1 pseudogene is annotated in these 206 nt (G+C 42.2%); it reads right to left on the reverse strand.

Going from position 1 to position 206, the window contains the following annotated elements:
- Nucleotides 1-206 (reverse strand): annotated as a pseudogene (locus AAC854_RS24140) (hypothetical protein); the annotation flags it as partial.

The following is a 206-nucleotide window of genomic DNA, read 5'->3' on the forward strand; positions in this document are numbered from 1 at the left end:
TCCCGGGTTTATTACAGCTTGCAAATGTCCCTCTACTGTTCACCCGACCAACAATAGATTTTGACCATGCCCCAGCCGCCAATTTTTGGGTTTCTACCAAACCGAGGTTTTTCACAAACTCAGGTTTGTTTGGAATATCCGCTCCATTCTTGTTTTTCTCCAAACGTGTATTGGCATTATTATTTGCATTAGCCGCATTTTGGTTT

Source organism: Xenorhabdus entomophaga (genome assembly GCF_037996725.1).
GTDB classification, from domain to species: Bacteria; Pseudomonadota; Gammaproteobacteria; order Enterobacterales; family Enterobacteriaceae; genus Xenorhabdus; species Xenorhabdus khoisanae.